General features: G+C 38.8%; 18 protein-coding genes. 12 read left to right on the plus strand and 6 right to left on the minus strand.

Annotated features, from left to right (window positions below; genetic code table 11):
- Nucleotides 1-8: 8 nt before the first annotated feature.
- Nucleotides 9-3,065, minus strand: a complete 3,057-nt coding sequence (locus COCH_RS01370) for a SusC/RagA family TonB-linked outer membrane protein (protein ID WP_012797023.1) — start codon at nt 3,063-3,065, stop codon at nt 9-11.
- Nucleotides 3,066-3,541: 476 nt separating this feature from the next.
- Here COCH_RS01370 and COCH_RS01375 point away from each other — a divergent pair, with 476 nt between their 5' ends.
- Both COCH_RS01375 and metK read left to right on the plus strand, forming a co-directional pair.
- Nucleotides 3,542-4,087 carry a hypothetical protein gene (locus COCH_RS01375; protein WP_009410909.1) on the plus strand — a complete coding sequence of 182 codons (546 nt, stop codon included), beginning with the start codon at nt 3,542-3,544 and terminating at the stop codon, nt 4,085-4,087.
- 277 nt (nt 4,088-4,364) lie between these two features.
- Nucleotides 4,365-5,618 carry a methionine adenosyltransferase gene (gene metK, locus COCH_RS01380; protein WP_002673303.1) on the plus strand — a complete coding sequence of 418 codons (1,254 nt, stop codon included), beginning with the start codon at nt 4,365-4,367 and terminating at the stop codon, nt 5,616-5,618.
- Between the two features lie 161 nt (nt 5,619-5,779).
- Here metK and COCH_RS01385 read toward each other — a convergent pair whose 3' ends face one another.
- Together COCH_RS01385 and COCH_RS01390 are read right to left on the minus strand one after the other, a co-directional pair.
- Nucleotides 5,780-7,036 (minus strand): hypothetical protein, encoded by a 1,257-nt coding sequence (locus COCH_RS01385; RefSeq protein WP_012797024.1) that lies wholly within the window; start codon nt 7,034-7,036, stop codon nt 5,780-5,782.
- Between the two features lie 28 nt (nt 7,037-7,064).
- Nucleotides 7,065-8,204, minus strand: a complete 1,140-nt coding sequence (locus COCH_RS01390; protein WP_012797025.1) for a TlpA family protein disulfide reductase — start codon at nt 8,202-8,204, stop codon at nt 7,065-7,067.
- 358 nt (nt 8,205-8,562) lie between these two features.
- Between COCH_RS01390 and COCH_RS12130 the strand changes: the two genes are divergently transcribed.
- From COCH_RS12130 to COCH_RS01430, 10 genes are all read left to right on the plus strand, one after another.
- Nucleotides 8,563-8,790 carry a hypothetical protein gene (locus COCH_RS12130; RefSeq protein WP_012797026.1) on the plus strand — a complete coding sequence of 76 codons (228 nt, stop codon included), beginning with the start codon at nt 8,563-8,565 and terminating at the stop codon, nt 8,788-8,790.
- A gap of 223 nt (nt 8,791-9,013) precedes the next feature.
- A complete protein-coding gene (gene carA, locus COCH_RS01395) occupies nt 9,014-10,114 on the plus strand; it encodes a glutamine-hydrolyzing carbamoyl-phosphate synthase small subunit (RefSeq protein WP_012797027.1) in 1,101 nt (366 codons plus the stop codon).
- Between the two features lie 116 nt (nt 10,115-10,230).
- Nucleotides 10,231-10,701, plus strand: coding sequence for a DinB family protein (locus COCH_RS01400; RefSeq protein ID WP_012797028.1), 471 nt, complete (start codon nt 10,231-10,233; stop codon nt 10,699-10,701).
- Nucleotides 10,702-10,791: 90 nt separating this feature from the next.
- Nucleotides 10,792-12,084 carry a phosphopyruvate hydratase gene (gene eno / locus COCH_RS01405; RefSeq protein ID WP_012797029.1) on the plus strand — a complete coding sequence of 431 codons (1,293 nt, stop codon included), beginning with the start codon at nt 10,792-10,794 and terminating at the stop codon, nt 12,082-12,084.
- 72 nt (nt 12,085-12,156) lie between these two features.
- A complete protein-coding gene (locus tag COCH_RS01410; RefSeq protein ID WP_009421677.1) occupies nt 12,157-12,915 on the plus strand; it encodes a carboxypeptidase-like regulatory domain-containing protein in 759 nt (252 codons plus the stop codon).
- Between the two features lie 104 nt (nt 12,916-13,019).
- The gene (gene rpmH / locus COCH_RS11245; protein ID WP_002669412.1) at nt 13,020-13,178 is read left to right on the plus strand and encodes a 50S ribosomal protein L34; all 159 of its coding nucleotides are present in this window, start codon (nt 13,020-13,022) and stop codon (nt 13,176-13,178) included.
- 80 nt (nt 13,179-13,258) lie between these two features.
- Nucleotides 13,259-14,020 carry an MBL fold metallo-hydrolase gene (locus COCH_RS01415; protein ID WP_012797030.1) on the plus strand — a complete coding sequence of 254 codons (762 nt, stop codon included), beginning with the start codon at nt 13,259-13,261 and terminating at the stop codon, nt 14,018-14,020.
- Between the two features lie 71 nt (nt 14,021-14,091).
- Nucleotides 14,092-14,586 carry a lipocalin family protein gene (locus COCH_RS01420; RefSeq protein ID WP_012797031.1) on the plus strand — a complete coding sequence of 165 codons (495 nt, stop codon included), beginning with the start codon at nt 14,092-14,094 and terminating at the stop codon, nt 14,584-14,586.
- Between the two features lie 23 nt (nt 14,587-14,609).
- On the plus strand, nt 14,610-15,302 hold the full coding sequence (locus COCH_RS01425; RefSeq protein WP_012797032.1) for an OmpA family protein: 693 nt from the start codon (nt 14,610-14,612) through the stop codon (nt 15,300-15,302).
- 272 nt (nt 15,303-15,574) lie between these two features.
- Nucleotides 15,575-16,825 (plus strand): aspartate kinase, encoded by a 1,251-nt coding sequence (locus COCH_RS01430; protein WP_012797033.1) that lies wholly within the window; start codon nt 15,575-15,577, stop codon nt 16,823-16,825.
- A gap of 109 nt (nt 16,826-16,934) precedes the next feature.
- Here COCH_RS01430 and hisS read toward each other — a convergent pair whose 3' ends face one another.
- The 3 genes from hisS to COCH_RS01445 are packed head-to-tail and all read right to left on the minus strand — an operon-like array spanning nt 16,935 to nt 20,299.
- Nucleotides 16,935-18,311, minus strand: a complete 1,377-nt coding sequence (gene hisS / locus COCH_RS01435) for a histidine--tRNA ligase (protein WP_012797034.1) — start codon at nt 18,309-18,311, stop codon at nt 16,935-16,937.
- Nucleotides 18,312-18,317: 6 nt separating this feature from the next.
- Nucleotides 18,318-19,094, minus strand: a complete 777-nt coding sequence (gene mazG, locus COCH_RS01440) for a nucleoside triphosphate pyrophosphohydrolase (RefSeq protein ID WP_012797035.1) — start codon at nt 19,092-19,094, stop codon at nt 18,318-18,320.
- A complete protein-coding gene (locus COCH_RS01445; protein WP_012797036.1) occupies nt 19,091-20,299 on the minus strand; it encodes an ROK family transcriptional regulator in 1,209 nt (402 codons plus the stop codon). Before COCH_RS01445 ends, mazG begins: the two co-directional genes overlap by 4 nt.
- Between the last annotated feature and the right edge of the window lie 319 nt (nt 20,300-20,618).

The raw sequence follows: 20,618 nt of genomic DNA on the forward strand, positions 1-20,618 counted from the left end.
TTTTTCTATTAAAATTTAAGTTCTACACCTAAGGTAAACTGGCGAGTAGGTGGATATCCTCCTCTTGATAATGTATTAGAAAACTCAGGGTCGGCTCCTGAATATTTGGTAATGGTAAAAATATTACGTGCCGATGCATATAGGCGCACCCCTGAAAAGAATTTCATTTGGTCTATTACCTCCTGAGGAAGCGCATAACTTAAACTTATACTCTTCAAGCGCATATAAGAGGCGTTTTCGAGTAAGCGGGTATCTTTGCGCATATAATAAGCACTGCTGAGTTTAGGGAGCTCGGTATCATCACCTTCTTGTTTCCAATAATTCAACAAATCTTTACTGAAATTTTTACCTCCAAAAGTGCTTTGGTTTAAAGTATAGTATCGGTCTTCATTGATAAGCCATTTGCCCAAAGCATAAGAAAATGCCAAATCGAGTGATACATTCTTATAAGTAGCACTTAGCCCAAAACCACCATTGATAGGTGCAAACATTTTCTTACCAGTAGTTTGTATTAGGTCTTCACTGAATTGGGTTGTAACTTTGGAGTCGTCTTTTTGTTGTATCATAGGGTTATCTTCGTTTCGTTGATACCATTCGGCATCTCCGTCTTTATTGATACCCTTGAATATTGGCAATGCCCATTGCAATGGTTCATTTAGCCTATATCCATTATTAAAAAGTCTATTCACAAAATTATCTTTGCTCAAGAATAGTGAGGTTACCTTCTGTTCATTGTAATTCATATTGAAATAAGGACGTATGCTTAAATCATTGTTCTTACTTCTATACGCAATCGTTGAAATAGTAAGGTCAAAACCTCTATTTTGCATATCACCTATATTATCTGGAATAGAAGTAAAACCCGACGCTGAGTTTATATAACGTTGTGCAAGAGTTTTATGGGTATTGCGCTCATACACTTCAAAATTGATAGTAGTACCTTTGGCGATACCGATATGCAAGCCGAGTGTTGTTTTCTGTTGTTCTTCCCACATAATATCGGGATTACCGAGCATCGCAATAAAATAACCTGGGGTTTGTTTATATAATTTTGAAGCATCTACCAAGGTTCTATTGCGATAATCACCAATAGAAGAGTTACCCGAAATACCGGTGCTAAAACGCAAATCTAAGCTGGTAAGCCAATTTACCTTTTGCAAAAACTTCTCTTCTTTGAGTTTCCACATCCCTCCTATCGCCCAGAAATTGGCATAGCGATTATTTGAACCAAAAGCTGATGAACCATCACGGCGTGCTGATAGGTCTATAAAATAACGGTATTTATAAGAGTATTCTAAGCGAGTAAAATAGGAATTAAATCCTGATTCAGACTGACTATCTCCTACATTATATTCTTTAGTTCCGTGGCTGAGCATTGATAAAGCATCAGAAGGTTGCCCCTTAGACGATGCGTTGAACGAGCGCCACAGCGTTTCGATAGATTCTTGCCCCAATAAAAAGTCAAAATCGTGTAGGTTCTTTATATTCCATTTGTATTGCAATAGGTTAGTATAAGTACGCTGTATGTATTTATTGAGATAGCGAAGGGTTTGTGCTACCGTTTTGCTACTATCATTACTATAACGATAATCTATATAAGAAGGCAGAGGCCCTTTACTTTCTGTTTCGTTTACATTATACTGTATCCCTACTTGGCTTTTAAATGTTAAGTTCTTAATAGGTTCTATTAATAAATACCCTATGGGCAATATATCCTCAGTATAATCAATAGAAGGGTATTTCTCAGCCATATAATCAGGGTGAAAAAAGCCATTTTGACGATTAATAAAAGAAGGAATGTAATTCTTTCTCTTCCCATCGCTCTCTTTGGGAGAATAAATAGGAAGCGACAATATATCGGTTTCACTACCAGCATTCGATACTCCTTCGGCAGTGGTAGTTCCTAAGGAGATTGAAAGTCCTGCTTTAAGCCAATCGGTTATTTGAGTGTCTAAATTAGTATTGAGATTATAGCGTTTGTAGTCCGAACGCGCCTTGATACCCTGTTGGTCTAAGTAGCCCAACGAAATGTAATAAGAGGTTGTATTACTTCCTCCCGAAATAGACACATCGGTGCGTGAGATAGGAGCGAAATCGCGAAAGAAAACTTTATCCCAACGTGTATTATAAGGATTTGCTGCCAAGATACTATCGGCGATAGCTCTTGCCGTAGTTTGGGTGTAGCCCGAACGCTTACCGAAAGCAACAATAGCATTGGGGTCTTTTTTTACCCAAAAGTCCATATACTCTTGTGGGCTCGCCATATTATCAAAGAATTTGCGAGTTACATTGGTGCGCATTGAGAAGCCCAACTGATGATTAATAGTAATATGAGTGCGCTCATTGCGTTTACCTCTTTTGGTAGTAATTAAAATCACCCCATTGGCAGCACGAGCTCCATAGATAGAAGTAGAAGCAGCGTCTTTGAGTACTGTTACGCTTTCTATATCGGTAGGGTTATACATCGTCATTATATCGCCACTTACAGGGGCACCATCTATTATATACAAAGGTTCTGAGACTATCGTCTTATCAAAAACTGACATAAACGTGTTGAGTCCGTGAATGAGTACCGAAGAGCTTGCTCCTGGTCTTCCGGACTCGGTAGTTACCACCATACCTGCCACTTTACCTTGTAGCGCATCGGTGATATTAGCATTAGGGGTTTCGGCAAAATCTTTGCCTTTTACAGTAGCTACCGAAGCCACCGTGCGACTGGCTATTTTTTTGCCTCCATAGCCAGTTACCACTGTACCTTCTAATTGCTGAATATCGTCTTGAAGAACGATATCTATTTGGGTTACACCTGCCGTTACTTTCTTTTCGACAGATTTCATTCCCAAGAATGAATATTTGAGTACATCGCCTACTTGGGCATTGAGAGTATAGTTGCCATCAAAGTCAGTAGAAGTACCGTGTTGGGTGCCTTTTATAAAGACAAAAGCGCCCATCATAGGTTCACCTTTAGTGTCTTTCACCGAGCCCTTAATCGTTACATTTTGCGCTAAGGAAGGTAATACCCAAAGGAAAATACCTACAAAAACTAATAAATTTTTCAAATTCATAAATCGCTTTATTTTTCAGTGCAAAGTTTTCTAAAAAAAAATGAGAAAAACAAACAAAAGAAAAAAGAGATTCCTCTTTTAGAATATTTTTCTAAAAATAGAACTCAAAACAGAAAATAAATATGTTTCATAGCCTCTTTATTGACAAAATGGCGTTTTTAGAACACTGAGAGTTTATATACTGAAAATGTGATGAATATATTTTTTATGAGCGTTTTTTTGGGTAAAAAAAATTTTATATGGAGCTTATAGGAAGCTTATAGGAAGCTTGAACGAATCTTGGACGATAGATATAGGAATGTTACTGAAAGCCTTTGTACACCTTGGCTGAGCGCTATAAGGTAGTTACACTTATGTTCTGTTATTGGTTTTTCTAAAAAAGTATTATCTTATAGAAAAATACGCCATTGCTTATTGATAAGGTAAGATTTGGCTATTTGTAATTATTTATTATCTTTGCCGAAAAATATAAACATATGAATATGAAGCGCTTTTTATCAGCTATCACACTCCTTGTTATGAGCCACTTAGCTTGGTCACAAAGTCCTAACATTTTAGACCCTGATTACCAAAACAGCCGTCCTAACCCTTGGACTTATGGGGGAAATATAGGCATTGGCTACTCTACTTATGGATTGGGGATTGATGTATCGCCACGCTTGGGGTACAAAATCACTGAGGATTTGGAGCTTGCTGCTGTGGTGAATGGTTCTTTTCAAAACTCGGAATACTACCGCAGTTTGTTAGTGGGCGTAGGTCCTGCTTTAACCTATTACATAGGTAGGGTGGCGTATGTGAGTAGTTCTTATCAGCATTATTTTATCTCTCAGAAGCATAAAAGCACCAATTACAAATACAATACTGAGGAAGACGCCTTGTATGTGGGAGCTGGTTATATGCAAAATGTGGGGGGTAATGTGTATATACAGATAGGTGTGAGCTACAATGTGCTCTACAAGAAGGACAAAAGTGTTTTCAGTAGTGGTTTTATACCGAGTGTTGGGATAGTGATAGGACTTTAGTGTGAGCCACACAGTGAAGTGCGAGCCACACAGGCAATTAGCACGACAAACAGGTGTGAGCGAATGAACAGTAGAGAAATTTATTTATTTATAATTGTTCATTTATAATTATTTTATACCTTTGCACCGAAAAACATAACAAGAGGACAAATTTGTACTGATTGCAACCTCTTGGGGTACTCCCCGAAAAATGCTAAAACAGTAATCTTTACTTGCTTTTCACGTCGGTTCCCCATTCTTCTTTACAATTGCGTCCTCTACTAAATCATAATTACCAATGGGATATTTATTCACCTCTGAGTCCGTTTCTGAAGGACACCCCGACAAAATCGCAGACCAAATAAGCGATGCTCTAATCGACAACTTTCTTGCTTTCGACCCTCATTCGAAGGTGGCGTGCGAGACTTTAGTTACTACCGGTCAGGTAATATTGGCTGGGGAAGTAAAATCGAACACCTACATAGATGTACAGCAAATTGCGCGCAACGTGATTGAGAAAATTGGCTATACTAAAAGCGACTATATGTTTGAAGCCAAATCGTGTGGTGTGCTTTCGGCAATTCACGAACAATCGCCCGATATCAATCAGGGGGTAGACCGCGGTAACCCCGAAGAACAAGGGGCTGGCGACCAAGGAATGATGTTTGGTTATGCGGTAAACGAAACCGAAAACTATATGCCTCTTGCCTTAGACCTCTCGCACGCTTTGCTGAGAGAATTAGCTGATTTACGTCGTGAAAACAAAGAGATTACCTATTTGCGCCCCGATGCGAAAAGCCAAGTAACCCTTGAATACAGCGATGATAACAAACCGCTGCGCGTGAACACGATTGTGATTTCTACCCAACACGACGAATTCGACACGGAAAAGAAGATGCTTCAAAAGATAAAAGAAGACATTGTGAACATTCTCATACCGCGTGTGATTAAAAAGTATCCTCAATATGCGCCATTCTTTGACGACAAGATTATTTACCACATCAACCCTACGGGTATCTTCGTGATAGGAGGCCCTCACGGCGATACGGGCTTGACTGGTCGTAAAATTATCGTAGATACGTATGGCGGTAAAGGAGCTCACGGCGGAGGTGCTTTCTCCGGCAAAGACCCGAGCAAGGTAGACCGCAGTGCAGCTTATGCTATGCGACACATCGCTAAGAACTTAGTAGCCGCAGGAGTAGCCGATGAGATATTGGTACAAGTGAGTTACGCCATAGGGGTAGCTGAACCTACGGGCGTGTACGTAAATACTTATGGTACAGCTAAGGTAAACCTCACCGATGGTGAAATAGCGAAGAAGATACAAGAAATCTTCCCTTTGCGCCCGTATGATATAGAACAACGCTTGAAACTACGCAATCCTATTTATAGCGAAACAGCATCTTACGGACATATGGGGCGTACACCTAAGGTGGTAACCAAAGTGTTCTCGTCACCTTATCACAAGACAAAAACGATAGAAGTAGAGCTTTTTACTTGGGAAAAGTTAGACTTTGTAGAGAAAGTAAAAAACACTTTTTTTAATGATTAATGATTAGTGGTTAATGTTAATATTAATATAAAGAAGGCTGTCTGATATAAAACAGACAGCCTTCTTTTATTTGTTTAGGAGGTGATATACAATGCAAATTAAATAGTTAGGAGGGAGAATATATGATAGAAAAACGACTTTTCACTATCCAATATTCTTTCTTAAAGCTCTATTTGGTATTGCAATACAAAAGTACCTAAACGAGTACTTACCTTTTTATCAGTAGCATCGAAGATAGGGCGGTTCTCATAGCCTAAGGAGAGTTTGCTCTTTTGTCCGTTAAAATAAGTATTCACGCCTACTGAATAGATATTCACGTTACTGTTGAGGGCTTTATAGTTAGCAAATCGCCAGCCTGCATTGGGTTGTATACGGATATTACAATCTTCCCATTTAGGAAGCAGATAGCCTAATTGCAAGAATAAGGTACTACCTGTACCTATGGCGGGAGTAGCATTACCAGCCCCATTAAGAGAGGTTCCTCCTGCAAAAATGCTATTAGCACCCACACTTCTCACATAATCACTACCAAAATGAGTGCTGTTAAAGCCTAAATAAGCGGTAATAGCGTCGTTGCGTTCAGAAATAGGAGTATCTATAAAGAAGTCGATTCCTAAATTGAAGTAATCGCGATAGGAAGTATTAGTTCCATCAGTGATTTCTCTTATTTTAGCTTGATATTCATAGCCAATACCGAGATTCATTATGTGTTTAGTTCCTAAATAAGTGCCATTACCTCCGCTAGTAGGCAATTTGTTGCTCTCATCGTCCCAAAACTCATATTTTAGGTAAGAGGAAGTAAGCACTTTGGGTTGCCCTTTGCTATAATTAAAAGCTGTACGCGCACTCTCAGAGGGGGCAGGTGAATTTTGCAAAGACACGAAATAATCAATCTTTCCTAACTGACCTTTGGCGTAAACACCTATTCTACGCCCCATATCATCGAAATGATTAAGGGTGTTAAGATAATAAACGGAAGGGTCGAGAGTGAGCATAGAGCCGTTAGAGAAAGCGTTGGAAAAGCGCCCAGCTCCTGCAAAGGTGGTCTTGGCTACCCCAATGCTCAATTTTTCGCTAAAAGTATACTGACCGAGCACGTCAAGCAGACGGAAATCGGAGCTTTGGAGGGTACTTTGGTTGAGATTGTTATTTCCCATTAGGATATAGAACAACCATTTCTTTTCTACTTGGGCGAAGAAGCCTAAGCGATAACGCCGTACAGAAAGGTCGAATACCTTATCGGCAGGTTCACCTTGTACGGTAGTACCAGGGTTTGTTTCGGTAAGGCGAGCCCAAAACTGTCCACGCACAATACCTTGAATAAAAGTGTCGCCTTCTTCATCGAAATTATGACGAAGCAACTGAGCTGAGGCAGGAATTGCCATCAATAAAGCTACTAAAAATAGAATTCTTTTCATTTTATGTTATGTTTATGGTTTAAAAAAGTTACTTGGCTTTAGGATTGTTAATAGCCATCAAATGGGTATCTATGAGTTTCTTTAAATTCTCATCGGAAGGCATTGGTGCATTGCTGTTGATGATATTACCCTGTGCATCAATAAGCATATAGCGAGGGATACTTCGCAAGTCGTACAAAAACTTATAAGTATCTTTCACTTCTGGGGTGGTATACAGATGAATACCGCTTAGTTTATCATTCTTTACCATCTCTTTCCACGCTTCTTTATCACGGTCTACTGAAATACTGAGAAAGACAATAGGCTTACCTTTATAGGATTGCTGTAAGGCTTCTAAGGCGGGCAACTCTTTACGGCAATCAGGGCAATAAGTAGCCCATATATCTACAAATAGCAATTTGCCTTTGAGGGGTAAACTCTCATATTTCACTTCTTTATCGTTTAGGTCGGTAAGACCTTTAAAAAGAGGGAAAGGTTGTCCTGCTTTAAGTCGGTTTACTGTAGCAATGCGTCCTGAAAGAGCGTTTAACAGTTCGTTATCTTTCACTGCTTTTTGCACTAAGGCTATAATCTGTTCATTGGTAGTCTCAGCGGAGGTAGCCGATACGCCTTCGATGAGCAAAGGGGTGAGGTCTTCTTTAATATTTTGTGATTTGAGCGTTTTGAAATCGGCTAAAATCTTACCCCACGGGTCGTTGAACTCATATTGCACTTGATAGCGATAGATTTTCAGTTGGAAGCAATTATGCACTAAGGTTTTATAAGCATTATACGCATCGAAATCGGTAGCGTTATCTAAATCTACATCTTTAAGAGATTCTTCCAAGACTTTGATAGCAGGGGCTTCTTCTTCGGTATATTTGCGATGATTCAGTAAATAAGCAGAAGTAAGAGACAAGAGTTCGTATTGGTTCTCTTTCTCTTCTTTAACTATAAAATCAGAAGGTAATCCTTTAGCGTTAGTTAACACCTCAGCGCATTGTTTACTTATCGCTTGTAGGTTCTGCTGAAAAGCAACGGGGTTCTGCCCTAAAAGTTCATTTTGCTTTTCGGGAGTTTGCAACCCTATAGCTTCCTTTTGTTGCTGATACGCTTTTATAGCTTCTTCAGGATTGGTACAAGCACTCAATCCTAACACAATGAGAAATGCAATAAATAGTTGTTTCATAGCTTTAGAATTTAAAATAATGACAAAGGTATAATATTTTTTTGGAAATAGGAACTTTTTTTATGAATATTTAAATAATGGTTAATGATTAATGAAGGGGTTAAAAGATAAAAGGTAAAAGATAAAAGGTAAAGGGTAGTACAAGGGTAGGTACTATTAGCAAATTTGAAAATTAGTAAATGAGAAATGAAGTGTGAAAAGTTTTTAGAAGAAGAGAATAAGGTTGCAAATTGAAGATTATTGGAAGCTAGGAGGAACAAAAAACGGTGCGAGCCGCACGGGCAAATGAACAAAGAACGAACAAAAGACGAACGATGAACGAACAAAAGACGAACGATGAACGAACAAAAGACGAACGATGAACGAACAAAAGACAAACAAAAGACAAACAAAAGACGAACAAAAGACGAACAATGAGTGGTCTTTCAGTGGGTCTACAGTGGCTCTACAGTGGCTCTACAGTGGCTCTACAGTGGCTCTACAGTGGCTCTACAGTGGCTCTACAGTGGCTCTACAGTGGGTCTACAGTGGTTCTACAACGAACAATGAACGAACAAAAAACGGTGCGAGCCGCACGGGCAAATGAACAAAGAACGAACAAAGAACGAACAATAAACGAAGAATGAACGAACGATGAATGGAGATAAGGTGAAGATAAGAAGGAGATAAGATGGAGATAAGATGAATATTGATTGTATTTCAGGGTAATATTGAAATAATTTTAATAGGTTTAGGCTAAAAAATATCATTGATTATTTATATTTCAAAAATATTTTGTACCTTTGCAGTCGATTTAAGGAAATAGCACAATGAAGTATCAACAAAAGAAAAAAGCGGTATTACTCCTTGCTGATGGCACTGCCTTTTATGGTAAAAGCGTTGGCTATGAAGGTACTGCTTTTGGTGAAGTGTGTTTCAATACGGGTATGACGGGCTATCAGGAAATATTTACTGACCCTTCGTACTTTGGTCAGATTATGGTGATGACCAATGCTCATATCGGCAATTACGGTATCTGTGAAGACGACAACGAATCGAATGGTATGAAAATTGCAGGGCTGGTATGTAGAAATTTTAGTTATGATGCCTCCCGTGCTGTTGCCGAGGAAACCTTGAAAGACTTTTTAGACCGTAACCACTTGGTAGCCATTTGTGAAGTAGATACTCGCGCTTTGGTGAGTTATATTCGTGACAATGGCTCGATGAACGCTGTTATTTCCACAGAAACTGACGATTTAGCACTGCTCAAAGCTCGCTTAAATGAGATTCCTAATATGAAAGGTTTAGAATTGGCATCGAAAGTGTCGGTTACTGAACCTTATTTTTTTGGCAATCCAGAAGCGAAGTACAAAGTAGCAGCACTCGATTTCGGCATCAAGAAAAATATCTTGCGCAACTTAGCAGCCCGTGATATGTACATCAAAGTATTTCCGTACAACACGCCTTTGGCTGAGCTCAAAGCGTGGAACCCCAATGGCTATTTCTTGTCTAATGGACCTGGCGATCCCGAACCGCTTACCGAGGTCATTGCTCAAGTAAAACAAATGATTGATGAGGATTTACCTATCTTTGGCATTTGCTTAGGACATCAAATTATTGCATTAGCCAATGGCATTAGTACTTATAAAATGCACAACGGTCACCGCGGTATCAACCACCCTGTGAAGAATTTGCTTACAGGTAAGGACGAGATTACCTCTCAGAATCACGGGTTTGCTGTGAATAGAGCAGAGGCAGAAGCTAACCCTAATGTGGAGATCACGCATACCCACCTAAACGACAATACTGTGATGGGTTTACGAGTGAAAGGCAAGAAATGTTTCAGTGTGCAGTATCACCCCGAAGCCGCTCCTGGTCCTAATGATGCGACGTATTTGTTTGACCAATTTGTGGAGCAATTGAGGAATTAGAAAATGTGAAAATTAGAAAATTACCCCCGAACCCCCGAAGAGGGACAAGCCGTGAAAAGGATAAGAAGAGTATAAAATATAGGCTAAAAACTAAGGACTAAACACTAACAATTAATATGAAAGAATTACTTACACCCGAAGCATTGCTCACTAACCTAAAAGATGTACGTGGTCTCACCCGCAAGGTGATTGAGGCTTTTCCTGAGAAAGACCTCTTTGAGTTCAACATTGCAAACTTGCGTCCGTTTTCAGGAATGGTAGAAGAGTTTTTGAGAGTTATGGACTATCTTTTTAAAGAAAGATTTCAGGAGCAACACACGCTTTTCTTGGAAGGAGCCTTTCCTACTACCAAAGCGGAAGTATTGGCTTTATGGGACAGAGCTACTGAAATTCTCGACCGTGAATGGCAAAAAGTAGGTGATTATACCCAACCGTTTACTATTTATCAAATGACTTTCAGCTTTGCCCAATGGATATTATACTTCATTGAAAACGAGAGTCACCACCGCGGACAAGGGTATACCTACCTCCGCGCTTTGGGCATCGAACCGCCTTTCTTTTGGGGAAGAGAAAGCTTTAACAATTGATAATTGACAATTGACAATTAGCATTATAAAGTCAGATAAGTCCGATATCCCTAACCCCTAAACAAAGTAAATAATTAAATAACAAAATATATGAGTATTATTGTAAGCGTGCACGCACGTCAGATTTTGGATTCAAGAGGAAATCCAACCGTAGAAGTAGATGTAATGACCGAGAATGGTTTCCTTGGTAGAGCTGCTGTTCCATCAGGAGCATCGACAGGTGAATACGAAGCCGTTGAATTGCGCGACGGTGGTAAAAATTATATGGGTAAAGGCGTACTCAAAGCCGTTGCTAATGTAAACGATATCATCGCTGAAGAAATCGTAGGTATGGACGTTTTCGAACAAAACCTTATCGACAAAACAATGATTGAGCTTGACGGTACTCCTAACAAATCTAAATTAGGAGCTAACGCTATTCTTGGGGTATCATTGGCAGTAGCAAGAGCCGCTGCTGAAGAACTCGGTTTGCCTTTGTACCGTTATGTAGGTGGGGTAAGTGCTCACACTTTGCCTGTACCAATGATGAACATCATCAACGCTGGGGCACACTCCGATGCGCCTATTGCTTTCCAAGAGTTTATGATTATGCCTGTGAACGCTAAGAACTTTTCACAAGCTATCCAAATGGGTTCAGAAGTGTTCCACAACCTTAAAAAGGTATTGCACAAAAAAGGATTGAGCACTGCCGTAGGTGATGAAGGAGGTTTTGCTCCTAACTTTAAAGACATCGAAGACGCTCTCGATTCTATTAAAGAAGCTGTAAAAGAAGCAGGCTACAAATGGGGTGAAGATATCAAAATCGCCTTAGACTGTGCTTCTTCTGAGTTCTACAAAAATGGCAAATACGATTATACTATCTTTGAAGGTGCTAAAGGTAAAGTACGCACTTCAGCTGAACAAGCTGAGTACTTGGCAGAATTAGTAGCTAAATACCCTATCATCTCTATCGAAGACGGTATGGATCAAAACGACTGGGACGGATGGAAACTCCTTACTGACAAATTGGGCAAAAAAGTACAATTGGTTGGTGACGATTTGTTCGTTACTAACGTATCTATCCTTGAAAGAGGTATTGCCAAAGGTATTGCCAACTCTATTCTCATCAAAGTAAACCAAATCGGTACTTTGTCTGAAACTATCGCAGCCGTAGATATGGCAAACCGCGCTGGTTATACTGCCGTAATGTCTCACCGTTCAGGAGAAACAGAAGACAACACTATTGCCGACTTAGCAGTAGCTTTGAACACCGGACAAATCAAAACAGGTTCGGCTTCACGTTCTGATCGTATGGCGAAGTACAACCAATTGCTCCGCATCGAAGAATCTTTGGGTTCAGTAGCTTACTATCCTAAAGAAAAAGCCTTCAATGTAAAGAACTAATGTTTTAATATGATTAGGGTGTTCGAGGGCACTCCTCGAACACCCATTTTTTTACCCTTAAAAGAAGTAAGTATGATGAAGAAGATATTATGGTTTTGTATGTTTTTATGTGTGACGACACTTGTAGCTCAGGAAACAGTGTTGCACGGACATATTTACAGTGTGCAAAACAATAAACCAATGCCTAATGTACACATCTTGAACCTCAATAAAGTAAGAGGTACCACTACCAATGACAAAGGTGATTTTAGTATCAGAGTAAGTGCTAACGACACGCTATACATTTCTTTTTTAGGGTATAAATCTACCAAGATACGCATAACAAACGATATGATAAAATATCAAGGGTTGAAAATAGGAATGACAGAGCTTGCTTATACTTTACAAGAAGTGGTTGTAACTCCTTATAAACTCACAGGTTATTTGGATATTGACGCTAAAAATGCACCTATCAATGACAATACGCGTTATAGCATTTCGGGGTTAGATATAGGTTATGAAAGTAGAGCTAGTGCAAGTGCTGTGGGTAGAGTGCTAAGCGCTGTAATGAACCCTGCCGACTTGCTGAGTCGCTCGTTTGGTGCCAAAGGGAAAGAAATGCGCAAACTGAGAGAGATGCGCAAAGACAACGAATTGAGCGATGCTCTTTCCACCCGTTACGACCGCGAAACCCTATTAGAACTTTTGCAAGTAGACCGTAGTGAATTAGAAGATATCATTCGCTCTTGCAACTATTCTAACGATTTTATAATGACGGCAAACGACCTGCAAGTGCTTGAAGCCATCAGTCAGTGTTACGAAGAATATAGGGTTTTGCACAAGAAAAAATAAAAAATATTTTGTCATTCCAAAAAATTGACGTACTTTTGCCCCGCTATTGATAAAATAGAGAGATAAAGTATCATTTTTAATAAGATTTTAAAGATTAACAAGCAATGAAAAGAACATTTCAACCTTCAAAGAGAAAAAGAAGAAATAAACACGGATTCAGAGAACGTATGGCAACTGCCAATGGTAGAAAAGTGTTAGCACGCCGTCGCGCTAAAGGACGCAAAAAACTTACTGTATCCTCTGAGCCAAGACATAAAAAATAACAATTTTAATTGTTTAAAGATTAGTGGTTAATGATTAATGACTTGTGAAATTAATCATTAACCATTAATCATTTATCATTATGAAGATTACTTTCCTCGGTACAGGTACTTCACAAGGGATTCCCGTAATAGCAAGCAACCACCCTGTGGGGAAAAGTACCAACCCCAAAGATAAACGGTTGCGCACTTCGGCACTTATCAGTTGGGAAGACACCAATATTGCAATAGATTGCAGCCCTGATTTTAGACAGCAAATGCTCACCAACGATGTACAGCATTTGGGGGCTATACTGTTCACTCACGAGCACGCCGATCATACCGCCGGAATGGACGACATACGCCCTTTTGTACGCTTGCAAGGCGATATGCCTATCTACGGACTAAAAAGAGTAATCGATGAGCTGAGAGTGCGTTTTGGTTATATCTTTGCCACTGAAAACCGATATGAAGGAGCTCCCTCGGTAATACCTCACGAGATAGACGAAGCGCCTTTTACTTTGTATGGTAAAACAGTTGAACCTATACACATAATGCACGGCAATTTGCCTATCGTAGGCTATCGGATAGAAGACTTGGGTTATATTACCGATGCCAAATATATAGACAAGAGCGAAAGAGAAAAACTACGAGATTTAGATGTTTTAGTATTGAATTGCCTAAGAGATGATGTGCACCCTACACACCTCAATTTAGCGGAAGCTTTGGAAATTATAGGAGATGTACAACCTAAGCGCACCTATCTCACACACGTGAGCCAAACCTTTGGTTTTCACGATGAGATACAAAAAAGATTGCCTAAAAACGTATTTTTGGCATATGATAACTTAGTAATAGAATGTTAATATTTAGTTAATTATTAGGTGGGCGAGAAAAAAAAGTTTATTTTTGCCCTCGTAATCAAAAACAATTAAAGATGAAAAAAATTGCACTTTTACTTGTAATGGCAGTATTGGTAATGGCTTGTAAGAGTTCTTCAGGCTCAATGACTGCAAAACCCAAAGAAACAAATATAGCTAATAAAGCTATTAAAGGTGAATGGACATTACAATCCATCACATATAGTGAAAAAGGTAAATATGAAGTTACCTTGTTAAACGATACTTCCAAAGAATGCTTTGAAGGCAGTACTTGGAAATTCGTTCCAAATAACAATCGCGGACACTATACTATCAACGCGAGTGGTTGTTCAACAGGACAAAGAAACTTCATTTTTATTGTACAAGAAGTAGATAAATCAACAGGATACTATGATTTTCTATTGAAACCTACTAATGAAAAATATGTTTCAGAAACTAGACAAGGTATTCGTTTGCACTTGGCAAGTATTTCTGACAACTCAATGGTGTGGGAACAAACCGTGAGAGTAGATGGCAAACCTTTTGTTATCTCAATGAATTTTGTAAAATAATTAAAGATTAATACAAACAGAAGATGAAAAAAATCGTAGTTTTAGCCTTATCGGCAGCTGTATTGCTTACCGGTTGCGAGGCATACAACAACTCTAACAAAGCACAACGCGGAGCTGTAATTGGTGCTGCTGGTGGAGCTTTATTAGGAGCTATTTTAGGGAACAACGTAGGTAACGGACAAAACAGCGAGCTCGGTGCTGTACTCGGTACAGTAGTAGGAGGTGCTGCAGGAGCTGTTATCGGTAACCAAATGGATAAACAAGCTAAAAAAATAGAAGAAGAAATCCCAGGTGCCGATGTTAAACGTGTAGACGATGGTATCGTGGTTACTTTCGACGAAAATAACGGAGGTGTATACTTTGATACTAATAAGTATAACATCAACAACAAATCAAGACAAACACTTGATAAACTATCTGCTATTCTTAAAGAATATCCTGATACTAATGTGATAGTAGCTGGCCACACTGATAATGTAGGTAAAGATGAGTACAACTTAGGTCTTTCACAACGCCGTGCACAAGCCGTTACTAACTATTTTAAAAGTAAAGGTTTAGTAGGTAGCCGTTTTACTACCAAATGGTATGGCGAAAGAAACCCTGTAGCAAGTAACGAAACTGCTGATGGACGAGCTAAAAACCGCCGTGTGAATGTAGTAATCGTTCCTAATGAAAAGATGAAAGCAGACGCTAAAAAACAGGCTGGAAACAAATAAAAATAGTTTGATACTTGACTATACAAATGAGTGTTGAGAAGAACTTCTCAACACTCATTATTTTTTATTAAATATCTAAAACAACAGATAAAAAAGAACGTTAGAAATATAACAATATCACTTCCAAATGACATTTTTTAATCTTCACTTTTCTCTTTTCACTAAAATACACTACCTTTGCACTGTTAATCTCGGTATTTTGGGTATTTAGGTTTATTACTTACCTCTTACCATACTCTGCTGTCGCAGACTTTACCTCATATCTAAAAGAAATGCAGATATTTAAATTTGGAGGCGCCTCAGTAAAAGATGCTGCAGGTGTGCGCAATGTAGCTAAAATATTAGAAACGGTAGGCTATGCTAATACGCTCATCGTCATTTCAGCAATGGGAAAAACCACTAATGCTTTAGAAATAGTGGTAAATAGCTATTTTAAAGAACAAGAAAAACTTTCGGAAAGCGTTCAGCTGATAAAAGACTTTCATTACCATATCATTCGCGAACTATTTACAGATGAAAATCACCCTGTGTATTGGAAAGTAGATGGCTTGTTTGCAGAGCTCACTTCGTTTTTAGAACGCAACAAATCGCCGAAACACAGTTTTGTATATGACCAAGTGATTGGCTTTGGTGAACTCATTTCTACTACTATTATCAGTCAATATCTGAATGACAATGGTATTAAAAACACGTGGATAGATGTCCGTAATCTCGTAAAAACAGATAGTAATTACCGTGATGCCTCTATCGACTGGGAAGAAACACAAAGTAACATTCGCACGCATATTAACAAATCATTGCTAAACATCACTCAAGGTTTCTTAGGAAGCGATGCAAATTTCTTCACTACTACCTTAGGGCGTGAAGGTTCAGACTATACAGCGGCTATTTTTGCCTATTGTTTAAACGCTGAAAGTGTAACGATATGGAAGGATGTTCCTGGTGTTCTCAATGCCGACCCTCGATATTTTCAGCATACAGAGCTCTTGCATAAAATCCCTTATAAGGAAGCTATAGAACTCGCTTTTTATGGCGCTTCAGTAATACACCCAAAAACTCTACAACCACTCCAACAAAAGGAAATCCCTCTTTATGTACGTTCGTTTTTGAATCCTACTGCTGAAGGAAGCGCTGTGTGTAATGTAGCTGAATTATTTCCAAAGGTACCTTGCTTTATCCTCAAGAAAGAACAAATACTGCTTTCTCTCTCTTCACTTGACTTTTCATTTATAATGGAAGAGGGTATTAGCTATATCTTCAAGAATTTGCATAAGACTAAGATGAAAGTAAGTGTGATACAGAACTCGGCTATTAGTTTTTCAGTATGTGTAGACAACAAATTCGATACCTTAACTGAACTTTTAGAAAAGTTGGAAGAACGCTTTAAGGTATCGGTAACTGAGAGCGTAACACTTTATACCATTCGTCACGCTACGGAAGAGGCTATTAAAGAAGTGGAAATGAACAAAGAAGTGCTGCTTAAACAAGTGGCTTCAGATACGGTTCAGATAATAGTGAAATAAATCTATCTTCTTATTATCCGTTATTGTTTAAGCAACAATCAAGCAAAGCATACAATAAAAAAGGGACTGATGATATATCAGTCCCTTTATATATATTCTATGATTCATATTATTGAAATAATGCTTCATTTACTTCATTAAAATTATATTCTTTTTGAGTGCCTTTAAGCATATCTTTCAATACAAAAGTATTTTTGGTAAGCTCGCTTTCCCCAATCATCACTACAAACGGAATGCTTCGCTTATTAGCATATTCCATTTGCTTTTTAATCTTAGCTACATCGGGGTAGAGTTCTGCTCTTTTTCCGAGTTTACGCAACTCTTTCAATAGTTTCATACTCTGTAAAGCTTCGTTATTGCCAAAATTTATACAAAGCACTTCTATGCTATTGCTCAGTGATTCAGGAAAAAGATTCAATTCTTCCATCACCAATCCTATGCGGTCTAAACCAAACGAGATACCTATACCACTTATCCCCTTCAATCCGAAGATGCTCGTAAGGTCGTCATAACGTCCTCCTCCACCAATAGAACCCATTTGCACTCCCGCTGGAGCAGCAACCTCAAAAATAGCTCCTGTGTAATAATTCAGTCCACGTGCGAGAGTGACATCGAGGTCTAAAATAGCTGTTTGTAAGGTAAGTTGCTCTATTTTTTGTGCTATAAACTCCACCTCTTCAATACCTTTCAACCCCGTTTCAGAAGTTTTTAGTATCTCTTTCAGAGCAGTGAGCTTTTCAGCAAGAGCTCCTTTAAGTGCAAAGATAGGTTGTAACTTGCTAATAGCTTCGTGGCTGATACCTCTTTCTATCATTTCTTTGATAACACCCTCTTCGCCTATCTTATCGAGCTTATCGAGAGCTACGGTAAAGTCGATGAGTTTATCACTCTCCCCTATCACTTCGGCAAAACCGCTGAGAATTTTGCGGTTGTTAATCTTAATAGTCACCCCTTTAAGATTGAGCGCTGTGAACACGGTGTCGTAGAGCTGTACGAACTCCACTTCCTGCCACAAGCTGGTACTGCCTACCACATCGGCATCGCATTGGTAAAACTCCCTGAAACGTCCTTTTTGCGGACGGTCGGCGCGCCATACAGGCTGAATTTGATAACGTTTAAAGGGGAAAATCAGTTCATTTTGGTGTTGTACTACATAGCGTGCAAAAGGAACTGTAAGGTCATAACGGAGTGCTTTTTCTGATATTTGGGGAGTGAGCTTCTGAGTATTCTTAGTTTCCCAATCGTCTTGTTTAACTCCTTGTGTAAAATCACCTGAATTGAGTATCTTGAAGATAAGACGGTCGCCTTCTTCGCCATATTTACCCATCAATGTATCGTAATTTTCAAAGCTGGGCGTTTCGATAGGCTGAAATCCAAAAGCGTTAAAAGTATTTTTAATAGTGTTAATAATAAAGTTGCGTTTGGCCACATCGGCTGGTGAAAAGTCACGAGTGCCTTTAGGTATGCTTGGTTTTTGTATTGCCATTGTTTTTTATTGTTTTACTATTTTCTTAGCTTCTTGCCAATAAGTTTCCATTTCTTGTAAAATCATATCTTTGAGTGATTTTCCCTTCTCATTGGCTCGTTGTTCCAAGTATTGAAACCGAGTTATAAACTTACGATTAGTGCGCTCTAAGGCATCTTCAGGATTTACTTTCAAAAATCGGGCATAGTTAATAAGACTAAAAAGAACATCGCCAAACTCACTCTCAATATTTGTCTGTTTTTGCGCTTTTACTTCGGCGTGTAGCTCATCTATTTCTTCTTTTATCTTCGCAAAAACATCGTCTATATTATCCCAATCGAAGCCTACACCTGCCACTTTGTCTTGTATACGAGTAGCTTTTACTAATGCAGGCAAACTTTTAGGCACACCTCCCAGTACGCTCTTGTTACCTTCTTTGAGTTTTATTTTTTCCCAATTGCGCTTTACATCGTCTTCGTTGTCTACTTTCACATCTCCATAGATATGCGGATGCCGTTCAATGAGTTTTTCACACACACCATTTGCCACATCAGCAATATTAAAATCACCCGTTTCACTACCTATTTTGGCATAGAAAACGATATGAAGTAACAAATCACCGAGTTCCTTCTTCACTTCTTGCAGATTGCCACTGAGGATAGCATCGCCCAATTCATAAGTTTCCTCAATAGTGAGATGGCGCAACGATTGTATTGTTTGTTTCTTATCCCACGGACATTTCGCACGCAGGTCGTCCATTATATCGAGGAGTCTCCCAAAAGCCTGAAGTTGTTGCTCTCTCATATCAATCCTATAAATTTACTACGGGCGAGGAGACTTGCACCTAATAGACCCGCCTTATCTCCTAATTTTGATACTTTTATCGAAGAGTCTTTATTCACTAAATTCAAAGAATACTTCTTGATAGCACTGCGCAAAGGCAATATCAAATAGTCGCCTGCATTGGCAAGAGTACCACCAATAATCACCAATTCAGGATTAAATAGGTTAATGAGGCCCGCCACGTGTTTACCCAACGTATTCCCCACCTCTTCAATAAGTTCTATAGCCAATATATCTTCCTGCAAAGCTACATCTATGATATCGTTGAGTGTAATTTCGTCTTCATTTTCCTTCTGTTGAGTAAGTAAAGACGATTGACCGTTATGAAGTTTTTCCAAGAATTTACGATAAAGAGCAGAGCCCGAAGCCTCTGTTTCTAAGCAACCTTTCTTACCACAGTGGCATAATATCTCGTTTTCAAAGGCAGTAATATGCCCAAACTCACCTGAAAAGCCCGATTTCCCATAATATAGCTGCCCATTAACGATGACTCCTAAGCCTAATCCCCAACCTACATTCACGTAGATGATATTTTTTTCAGCCTGTACGCGTCCTTTAATATATTCACCATAAGCCATCGCACGCGAATCGTTATCAATAGAGACATCTATACCCAATTTTTCTTCAAACATTTCAGTAAGCGGACGTTCATCGAAATAAAAGAAACTATAACTATGCCCCGTTTGAGGGTTCACACGCCCTGAAATATTAATGCCAATACTCAGTATTTTGTCCTTAGGCACCACTGTATGGCTCATAAAATCTTCAATTATTTCACATAAACGTTCAAAACGCTCGTGAGGATGCGCTTCCTCAAAAGAGATATCCATCTGTTCATCTATCAAATCTCCCTTAAAATTGATAAGCCCTATATGAACGCGTTTTTGAGAGATATCTACACCTATAAAATATCCCGAACTTTGGTTCAATCCATAGATATTAGGACGTCTACCTCCTGGGGTTTCCATCTTCCCAAAGTCCATCACTATACCATCTTCTATCAGTTCGCCCACCATTTTAGTAACGGTAGGAACACTGAAGTTCAGTTCCTTGCCAAGGTCGGCAAGTGTATCATCTCCGTTATTGATGTAATAACAGATAATATCCTTTTTCAATGAGGCGCTTCTGATGCCTTGTTTAATTTCTTCTAAAAATTTTAGTCCCATAGCATTTTAATCTTAATCATTATTGTAAAGGTAAGGCAAAATTACTAAAAATATTTTAATAAAAATGCAATAATAAAAAAATAATTGATGTTTGTAATTAGTATTTAATGCTTTTCCCTACGGATTAATAGTAACGATTTTTCCCTCACGGTGCACCACAATCTTTTGATTATTCTTCCGCTTTTCGGCTATCATTCGCTTGTAAGCAACGTCTAAACCTTTTAAAAGTTTGTCTCGAAATAACTTTTTTTCTGTATTTCTATCTCCCATAGCTGTTTTTCATTTGATTATAGGTAGCATAAAGATGCATAATCACTTC

It is taken from the genome of Capnocytophaga ochracea DSM 7271 (assembly GCF_000023285.1).
In the GTDB taxonomy this organism is placed as follows: Bacteria; Bacteroidota; Bacteroidia; order Flavobacteriales; family Flavobacteriaceae; genus Capnocytophaga; species Capnocytophaga ochracea.

Bases quoted from the DNA above. Each gene is read 5' to 3' on its own strand.
- COCH_RS01370 (WP_012797023.1), bottom strand. From the start codon at position 3,065: ATGAATTTGAAAAATTTATTAGTTTTTGTAGGTATTTTCCTTTGGGTA.
- COCH_RS01375 (WP_009410909.1), top strand. From the start codon at position 3,542: ATGAATATGAAGCGCTTTTTATCAGCTATCACACTCCTTGTTATGAGC.
- metK (WP_002673303.1), top strand. From the start codon at position 4,365: ATGGGATATTTATTCACCTCTGAGTCCGTTTCTGAAGGACACCCCGAC.
- COCH_RS01385 (WP_012797024.1), bottom strand. From the start codon at position 7,036: ATGAAAAGAATTCTATTTTTAGTAGCTTTATTGATGGCAATTCCTGCC.
- COCH_RS01390 (WP_012797025.1), bottom strand. From the start codon at position 8,204: ATGAAACAACTATTTATTGCATTTCTCATTGTGTTAGGATTGAGTGCT.
- COCH_RS12130 (WP_012797026.1), top strand. From the start codon at position 8,563: ATGAACGAACAAAAGACAAACAAAAGACAAACAAAAGACGAACAAAAG.
- carA (WP_012797027.1), top strand. From the start codon at position 9,014: ATGAAGTATCAACAAAAGAAAAAAGCGGTATTACTCCTTGCTGATGGC.
- COCH_RS01400 (WP_012797028.1), top strand. From the start codon at position 10,231: ATGAAAGAATTACTTACACCCGAAGCATTGCTCACTAACCTAAAAGAT.
- eno (WP_012797029.1), top strand. From the start codon at position 10,792: ATGAGTATTATTGTAAGCGTGCACGCACGTCAGATTTTGGATTCAAGA.
- COCH_RS01410 (WP_009421677.1), top strand. From the start codon at position 12,157: ATGATGAAGAAGATATTATGGTTTTGTATGTTTTTATGTGTGACGACA.
- rpmH (WP_002669412.1), top strand. From the start codon at position 13,020: ATGAAAAGAACATTTCAACCTTCAAAGAGAAAAAGAAGAAATAAACAC.
- COCH_RS01415 (WP_012797030.1), top strand. From the start codon at position 13,259: ATGAAGATTACTTTCCTCGGTACAGGTACTTCACAAGGGATTCCCGTA.
- COCH_RS01420 (WP_012797031.1), top strand. From the start codon at position 14,092: ATGAAAAAAATTGCACTTTTACTTGTAATGGCAGTATTGGTAATGGCT.
- COCH_RS01425 (WP_012797032.1), top strand. From the start codon at position 14,610: ATGAAAAAAATCGTAGTTTTAGCCTTATCGGCAGCTGTATTGCTTACC.
- COCH_RS01430 (WP_012797033.1), top strand. From the start codon at position 15,575: ATGCAGATATTTAAATTTGGAGGCGCCTCAGTAAAAGATGCTGCAGGT.
- hisS (WP_012797034.1), bottom strand. From the start codon at position 18,311: ATGGCAATACAAAAACCAAGCATACCTAAAGGCACTCGTGACTTTTCA.
- mazG (WP_012797035.1), bottom strand. From the start codon at position 19,094: ATGAGAGAGCAACAACTTCAGGCTTTTGGGAGACTCCTCGATATAATG.
- COCH_RS01445 (WP_012797036.1), bottom strand. From the start codon at position 20,299: ATGGGACTAAAATTTTTAGAAGAAATTAAACAAGGCATCAGAAGCGCC.